Here is an 8151-nt window from a genome sequence, read left to right on the forward strand (position 1 = left end):
AGGTGAGGGCGGCGACGCGGCGGAGCATGCGTGCGGGAGCGGAGGAGGTGGAGACGCCCGCGCGGGGTCATGTCCTCCTGTGGCCGGACACGTTCACGGAACACCTCTCGCCGGCGGTCGGGCAGGCGGCGGTACGGGTGCTGGAGGCGGCGGGACTGGGCGTGCTCCCGGTCCTGCCGGCGATGAGGAGGATCGGGAAGCCGGTCTGCTGCGGGCTGACCTATGTGTCGACGGGCCAACTCGACCGCGCCCGCGAGGTGATGCGCCGCACGCTGGACGAGATGAGCAAGCTCCCGGGCACGGGGGTTGTGCCCATCGTCGTCCTGGAACCGAGCTGCGCGGCGGCCCTCCGCACGGACCTCCCGGAGCTACTGCCGGACGACCCCCGAGCGCTCCGCCTCGCAGCCTCGGTCCTCACCTTCGCCGAAGCCCTGGAACGCCTGGCCCCCGACTGGACCCCACCCCACATCAACCGCCCCGCGGTCGGCCAGACCCACTGCCACCAGCACGCGGTACTGGGCGACGCCCCCGACCGCCGCCTGCGCGAGGCGGCCGGCCTGACGGGTGAACTGGCGGGCGGATGCTGCGGGTTGGCGGGCAACTTCGGCTTCGAGCAGGGCCACTACGAGGTGTCGGCGGCCTGCGCGGAGGAACAACTGCTCCCGGCGGTACGGCAGGCACCGGAGGGCACGGTGGTCCTGGCGGACGGCTTCTCGTGCCGTACGCAGCTGGAGCAGTTGGCCGGGGTGCGGGGAAGGCACCTCGCGGAGGTCCTGGCGGAGGCATTGGAGGCAGACGGGCAGTGACTGACGAACTGGGCCGGGTAGCGGTCCTCTCCGACATCCACGGCGTCCTCCCCGCCCTGGAAGCGGTCCTCGCCGAACCGGAGGTGACCACCGCCGACCGCATCGTCCTCACCGGCGACATCACGGCGGGCCCCCAACCGGCCGAAGTGGTCGACCTGTTGCGCGCACAGTCCGACCGGGTGTTGTGGATCGCGGGCAACGCGGACCGCGAACTCGTCGAGTACCGCAGGGGCGAACGCGACGACATCCCCGACCCGATCGCCCCCTACGCGGCGACCGCCCTCCGCGCCGACCAGATCGACTTCCTGGAGACCCTCCCCAAGACCCTGACACTCCCGGTCCGCGGCCTGGGCAAGGTCCTCTTCTGCCACGCGACTCCCCGGGACGACGAGGAGGTCGTCCTGGTCGACTCCCGCCCCGCCCGCTGGACAGAGGTCCTCACCGGCCTCGACGACGACATCCGCACGATCGTCTGCGGCCACACCCACATGCCGTACATCCGCCTCGCCCACGGCCGCCTGATCGTCAACCCCGGCAGCATCGGCATGCCCTACGGCCGCCCCGGCGCCCACTGGTGCCTCCTGGGCCCGGGCACGGACCTGCGCGTGACGCCGTACGACATCCCGACGGCGATCACCCGCCTCATCCGCGAGTGCGACTACCCGGAGATCGCCGAGTGGGCGGACTACTTCCTCAACGCGCGGGCGTCGGACACGGAGGCGCTGGAGACCTTCGGACCCCGGGACGGGCGCGGGTGACTGCCTAGGCTGGCCGTTCGACCACGGTCTCGAACAGCCAGGGAGCCCCGCGTATGACCGACCTCCGTCTCCGCCCCATCACCCCCGCCGAACACCTCGCGTTCATCGCCGCCCGCCCCTCCGCCAGCCATATGCAGGTGCCGTCCTGGGGCGCGGTGAAGCCCGACTGGCGGGCGGAGAGCCTCGGATGGTTCGAGGGGAGCGGGGAGTTGGTCGGGGTCGGGCTCGTGCTGTACCGGCCCGTGCCCAAACTCAAGAAGTACCTCGCCTATCTGCCCGAGGGGCCGGTCATCGACTGGCACGCCGCCGACCTCGACCGCTGGCTCGACCCGATGCTCGCGCACCTCAGGTCGCAGGGCGCGTTCACGGTGAAGATGGGCCCGCCCGTCGTCGTACGGCGCTGGAGCGCGGACGCGGTGAAGGCGGCGATCGCCGACCCCGACGCGCGACGGCTGCGGGACGCGGAGCCCACGTCGTACGAACCCCGTGCCTACGAGGTCGCCGACCGCCTGCGCCGCGCGGGCTGGCAGCAGACCGAAGCCGGGGGAGAGGAGGGCTTCGCGGCCGGACAACCGCGATACGTCTTCCAAGTGCCGTTCGCCGGACGGTCGTTGGACGACATCCACCGCGGCCTCAACCAGCAGTGGCGGCGCAACATCAAGAAGGCCGAGAAGGCCGGCGTGAAGGTGGTCCAGGGCGGCTACGACGAACTCCCCGCCTTCTACGAGCTGTACGCCGAGACCGCCGAGCGCGACCGCTTCATCCCGCGCCCCCTGCCCTACTTCCAGCGCATGTGGACCGCCCTCACCGCCGAACACCCCGACCGCATGCGCCTCTACCTCGCCCACCACGACGGCGAGATCCTCGCCGCGGCCACGATGCTGACGGTCGGACAGCACGTCTGGTACTCCTACGGCGCCTCCACCAGCCGGCGGCGCGAGGTGCAGCCCAACAACGCCATGCAGTGGCGCATGATGACCGACGCCCACCAACTCGGCGCCGCCGTATACGACTTCAGAGGCATCACCGACACCCTGGAGGAGTCCAACCACCTGCTGGGGCTGCTGCGCTTCAAGGCCGGCGCGGGCGGAGAGGCCGTCGAGTACCTCGGGGAGTGGGACTTCCCCCTCAACCGGCTCCTGCACAAGGCGCTGGACCTCTACATGGCGCGCCGCTGAGGACCCCGCCTGAAGGCGGAAGCACAGGTTCATTAAGGCTGCTCTCAGCTTTATCAGAGAACTCTCAGGTTCACCGCCGTAACTCAGGATTCACAAAGGTATTCACAGCACCTGCTTGCCGTTCGCTTGCTCAATTTGCTGCTCCTTGGCGCCGGGCGCGTGTAAGTTCATCCGTGTCGGGAATTCCCCGGGCGGTAAAACGCCCGACTTTGACGCACAATCCACTGCACAACCCAAGGAGTACGGAATGAGCCTCAAGAAGCTCGCCCCGCTTTCGCCGAAGCCCCAGTCGAAGCAGCTCCCGCCGCCGCCCCCGAAGCCGCGCAAGAAGCACCAGCCCAAGCCGCTGCCGAAGCCGCTGCCCGGCCAGGACAGCTGATCCGGCAGTAGAAGAGGGCCGACCCACGCAGTCGGCCCTCTTTTCTTTCCCGAATTCGAAAATCCAAAGAATTCTGATGACGGAAAGCGAAGGGGATCGTGGACATGGATACGGACGAGGAAGACCTCGAATATGACGAGGACTACGGAACTCCCACCATTCCCGCCCGCACCGCTTTCCGTCGTTTCTGGCCGCTGACCCGCGGTCTCAGACGCTGGCTGGTCCTCGTCTGGGTGTGCACGATCATCGGCGCGCTCGCCGAGACCGAGGCGATCCTCCTCTTCGCCGACCTCACCGACGGCGCCCTCGCGAAGGGCTCGCTGAGCGCGTTCTGGAGCCCGGCGGCCAAGTGGCTGGGCGTCGCGATCGTCGGCGCGCTCGTCTCGTACGCCGGCAACTCCCTTGCCGCCTGGGCCACCGAACGCTTCGTGATGAGACTGCGCGAGCATGTCTTCGACCACGTACAGCAGTTGCCACCACATTTCTTCCAACGGCACCGCCAGGGCGACCTGTTGTCCCGCCTCACCGGTGACGTCGAGGCGATCGAGACCCTGGTCGTGTCCGGTGTCATCGGCACCGCCTCCGCGCTCTTCTCGGCCCTCTTCTACGCCGCCGCCGCGTTCTGGCTGCGCTGGGACCTCGCCGCGGCCACCTTCGTCCTCGCGCCCCTCTTCTGGCTGGCGGCCCGCCGCTTCTCCGGCTCCATCAAGGACGTCTCACGCGAGGGCCGGGTCGCCGACGGCGCGATCACCTCCGTCGTCGAGGAGTCCCTCGGCAACATCGTCCTCACCCAGGCCTACGGCCGCCGCGACGCCGAACGCCGGCGCCTGAACGAGGAGGCCGGCGCCTGGTTCCGGGCCTCCGTCCGCTCGACGCGGCTCAACGAGGCGTACGAGCAACTCGTCGCCGTCATCGAGACCGTGTGCGTGCTCGCCGTCATCGGCATCGGCGCCTGGGAGATCTCCACCGGCCGCATGACCCTCGGCCAACTCCTCGCGTTCTCCGCCTTCTTGGGCTACCTCTACCCGCCCGTCCGCGGCCTGGCCCAACTCGGCCTCACCATCACCGCCGCCACCGCGGGCGCGGAACGCCTCATCGAGATACTCGACGTACGGCCGTCCGTCGCCGACCCCGCCCGCGACTCCGAGACCGGCCGCCCCGACGGCACGGTCGAACTCCGCGACGTCTCCTTCAGCTACCCCGGCGCCGACCGAGTCGCCCTGGAAGGCCTCTCCTTCACCGTCAACCCCGGCGAACTGGTGATCGTCACCGGCCCCAGCGGCGCCGGCAAGTCCACCGTCTCCAAAATGCTGCTCCGCTTCTACGACCCCGACGCGGGCGAAGTCCTCCTCGACGGCGTCCCCCTGCGCGACCTTCCCCTGGCCCGCCTGCGCGAGTACGTGACCCTGCTCCCGCAGGAGACCCTGGTCCTGCACGACACCGTCCGCGCGAACATCGCCTGCGGCCGGCCGGGCGCGAGCGAGCAGGCGATCATCGACGCGGCTGTCGCTGCCGACGCCCACGAGTTCATCCTCCGCCTCCCCGACGGCTACGACACGAAGGTCGACCCCAACTCGGCCCGCCTGTCCGGCGGTCAGCTCCAGCGCCTGGCGATCGCCCGCGCGATCCTGCGCGACGCCCCGGTCCTGGTCCTCGACGAACCGACCACCGGGCTGGACTCGATGGCCGCCCGCCGGGTCGTGAAGCCCCTACGCCGACTGATGGCGGGCCGTACGACCATCATGATCACGCATGACCTCAACCTCGCTCCCGACGCCGATCGCATCCTGGTCGTGGACCGGGGCCGGATCGTGGAGACGGGACGGCATGCGGAGCTGATGGCACTGGGCGGGGCGTACTCACGGTTGCACCGCTCGCAGAACAACGCGGTGATGGACACCGGGGAGTTGAGGCTCCCGTCGTTCGCGGAGGCCGGGGTGCCGGTCGGGGTTCCGGTGGCGGTGGCGGAGGGCGCGACGGCGGGTGTGGGCTACGGGTACCCCTACCCCACGGCGCCGGTCTTCGTCGAGAGCTGGGCACCGCAGACGCACACGCCGACATACGAGCCGACGTATCAACCGACCTACCCGCAGACCGAGTATCCGGAGTACTCCGATCCCCTCTTCGGGCCCATGCCCACCACCCTCCCCGACGGGCGGCCCCTGTTCCGGGACTAGGTTCAGCGACAGTTGCATAAAGAGTTCACACACCTGTCGAAGTCCATTACCATGGACCGAGCAGTGCATCGTGATGGACGAATGCGCGCTGAGCCGAGCCCTGGAAGCCCCGTGAGCATCCCCAGTACGTCGCCCACCGCGACCACCGCGACCACCGCCCCCGTGGCCACCCCGGCCGCCGACCCGACCGCCAACGTCGCTGTCACCCCTGGCCGCATGGGCTCGCTCGGACCGGTGGGGTTGGTGCTCGCCGGGGGGATCTCGGTGCAGTTCGGTGGCGCACTGGCGGTGACGCTGATGCCCAGGGCGGGGGCGCTGGGCGTGGTGACGCTACGGCTGCTGGTGGCCGCGGTGGTTCTCCTCGTGATCTGTCGCCCGAGCCTGCGGGGTCACTCGCGGGCAGACTGGGGCACCGTCGTCGTCTTCGGCGTCACCATGGCCGCGATGAACGGCCTCTTCTACCAGTCGCTGGCCCGCATTCCCCTGGGACCGGCGGTGACGCTCGAAGTACTGGGTCCGCTGGCTCTCTCTGTGCTGACCTCCCGGCGCGCGCTGAACGCGGTCTGGGCGGGGCTCGCCCTGGCAGGCGTCTTCCTCCTCGGCGGCGGAGGCTTCAGCAGCCTGGACCCCGTAGGAGTGGCCTTCGCCCTGGGGGCCGGCGCCATGTGGGCCACGTACATCGTTTTCAGTGCTCGTACGGGGCGTCGGTTTCCGCAGGCCGATGGGTTGGCGCTGGCGATGGTCGTGGCGGCGGTGGTGTTTCTGCCGCTCGGTGTCGCGGAGTCGGGCACGAAGCTCCTGAACCCCACGACGATCGCCCTCGGATCCGCGGTGGCGGTCCTCTCCTCGGTCCTTCCCTACACCCTCGAACTCCTGGCCCTGCGCCGCCTCCCCTCCTCCACCTTCGCCATCCTCATGAGCCTGGAACCAGCCGTGGCCGCGACAGCGGGTTTCCTGATCCTCCACCAGGCGCTGTCCGTTCCTGAAGCCATGGCTATCGCGCTGGTTGTTGCGGCGAGTATGGGGGCGGTGCGGACGCAGGTGGGGCGGGGGAAGGCGAAAGTGGACGTGTAGGTGAATGTGCAGGTGAGGGCGTCTCCGGGTGACCGTTGGGCCACTCGTCCCACCCGGACTCCACTCCGACTTGAATAATGCAAGCACGCTTGATTGTTTCTGGCGCCCCTGCCATGCTCCCCCCCATGTCCGATCCGACGCGCGTGTTCGACGACCTGCGTGAGGAGAGCGAGGAACTCGACCGGCTCGTGGCCGAGTTGAGGCCGGAGGGCTGGGCGTTCGAGACCCCCGCTGCCCGCTGGACCGTCGCCCACCAGATCGCCCACCTGGCCTGGACCGACCACTCCGCCCTGCTCGCCGTGACGGACGAGGAAGCGTTCCGTGCGCTGGTCGAGAAGGCGCTCGCCACTCCCGAGACGTTCGTGGACGAGGGCGCGCAGGAGGGGGCCGCGAAGACGCCCGCTCGGCTCCTCGCCGACTGGCGGGCCGGGCGGACGGCCCTGCTGGCCGCCCTGTACGCCGCACCCACAGGAACCCGCTTCCCCTGGTACGGCCCACCCATGTCGGCCGCCTCCATGGCTACCGGCCGGCTTATGGAGACCTGGGCCCATGGGCAGGACGTCGCCGACGCGGTTGGTGTGGTGCGGCCACCTACGGATCGGCTCCGGCATGTGGTGCGCATCGGTGTGCGTGCACGTGACTTCGCCTTCGGTGTGCATGGGCTCACCCCGCCGAGTGAGGAGTGTCGGGTGGAACTCCGCGCTCCCTCCGGTGAGTTGTGGACCTACGGCCCCGAAGGCGCCCCGCAACGTGTCACCGGCCCCGCCCTCGACTTCTGCCTCCTCGTGACCCGGCGCGCCCACCGCGCCGACCTCGCGGTGGAGGCGGTCGGTGCCGACGCCGATCGGTGGCTCGACATCGCCCAGGCCTTCGCGGGACCGCCCGGCGCCGGGCGCCCGCCGAAGGGAGCCGGACAGTGACTTCCACCGTCGCCCCCCTCCGCATAGGCAACGCCTCCGGCTTCTACGGCGACCGGTTCGACGCCCTGCGCGAGATGCTCACCGGCGGTCAACTGGACTTCCTCACCGGTGACTACCTCGCCGAGTTGACCATGCTCATCCTGGGGCGGGACCGGCTCAAGGATCCCGGCGCCGGGTATGCCCGTACCTTCCTCAAGCAGTTGGAGGAGTGTCTCGGGCTCGCCCAGGAGCGTGGGGTGCGGATCGTCACCAACGCCGGGGGGCTCAATCCCGCTGGACTCGCCGACGCCGTACGGAAGTTGGCCGATCGGCTCGGGATTGCCGTACGGGTGGCGCATGTCGAAGGGGACGATCTCGCCGGGCGGTATCCGGATGTCCTTGCCGCGCATGCCTATCTCGGTGGCTTCGGGATCGCCGCTTGTCTTGATGCGGGGGCCGATGTCGTCGTCACCGGACGGGTCACCGACGCCGCCCTGGTCACCGGACCCGCCGTCGCTCACTTCGGGTGGGGGGCCGGCGACTACGACCGGCTCGCGGGGGCTGTGGTCGCCGGACATGTGCTGGAGTGCGGGACCCAGGCGACCGGTGGCAACTACGCCTTCTTCACCGAGCACGCGCCGGAGCAGCTTCGCCGGCCCGGGTTTCCGCTCGCCGAGATTCATGAGGACGGGTCCTGCGTCATCACCAAGCACCCCGGCACCGGGGGCGTGGTGGACGTCGGTACCGTCACCGCGCAGCTCCTGTACGAGACGCACGGCGCGCGCTACGCCGGGCCCGATGTCACCGCCCGCCTCGACACCCTCCGGCTCAGCGAGGACGGGAACGGGGACGGGAACGGGCACAGGACCGGGGGCGGGAC

At 69.9% G+C, this 8151-nt stretch carries 8 protein-coding genes; all 8 read left to right on the forward strand.

Annotation, left to right across the window (positions count from 1 at the left end):
* Window positions 1–806, forward strand: an 806-nt coding sequence (locus tag ACNFOC_RS46410; RefSeq protein WP_416965028.1) for a (Fe-S)-binding protein, incomplete at its 5' end; no start/stop codon positions are given.
* A complete protein-coding gene (locus ACNFOC_RS46415; RefSeq protein ID WP_416965029.1) occupies window positions 803–1564 on the forward strand; it encodes a metallophosphoesterase family protein in 762 nt (253 codons plus the stop codon). The genes ACNFOC_RS46410 and ACNFOC_RS46415, both read left to right, overlap by 4 nt.
* A 53-nt stretch (window positions 1565–1617) precedes the next feature.
* Window positions 1618–2742 carry a lipid II:glycine glycyltransferase FemX gene (locus tag ACNFOC_RS46420; protein WP_416965030.1) on the forward strand — a complete coding sequence of 375 codons (1125 nt, stop codon included), beginning with the start codon at window positions 1618–1620 and terminating at the stop codon, window positions 2740–2742.
* A gap of 247 nt (window positions 2743–2989) precedes the next feature.
* Window positions 2990–3121, forward strand: coding sequence for a hypothetical protein (locus tag ACNFOC_RS46425; protein WP_267953885.1), 132 nt, complete (start codon window positions 2990–2992; stop codon window positions 3119–3121).
* A 104-nt stretch (window positions 3122–3225) separates the two neighbouring features.
* Window positions 3226–5298, forward strand: coding sequence for an ABC transporter ATP-binding protein (locus ACNFOC_RS46430; RefSeq protein ID WP_416965031.1), 2073 nt, complete (start codon window positions 3226–3228; stop codon window positions 5296–5298).
* 81 nt (window positions 5299–5379) lie between these two features.
* Window positions 5380–6372: an EamA family transporter gene (locus ACNFOC_RS46435; protein ID WP_416965032.1), complete on the forward strand. Its 993-nt coding sequence runs from the start codon at window positions 5380–5382 to the stop codon at window positions 6370–6372.
* A gap of 125 nt (window positions 6373–6497) precedes the next feature.
* The gene (locus ACNFOC_RS46440; RefSeq protein WP_416965033.1) at window positions 6498–7292 is read left to right on the forward strand and encodes a TIGR03084 family metal-binding protein; all 795 of its coding nucleotides are present in this window, start codon (window positions 6498–6500) and stop codon (window positions 7290–7292) included.
* Window positions 7289–8151 (forward strand): acyclic terpene utilization AtuA family protein (locus ACNFOC_RS46445; protein ID WP_416965034.1); only part of this gene is annotated, 863 nt, incomplete at its 3' end. The genes ACNFOC_RS46440 and ACNFOC_RS46445, both read left to right, overlap by 4 nt.

The organism is Streptomyces colwelliae (genome assembly GCF_048158785.1).
GTDB lineage: Bacteria > Actinomycetota > Actinomycetes > Streptomycetales > Streptomycetaceae > Streptomyces.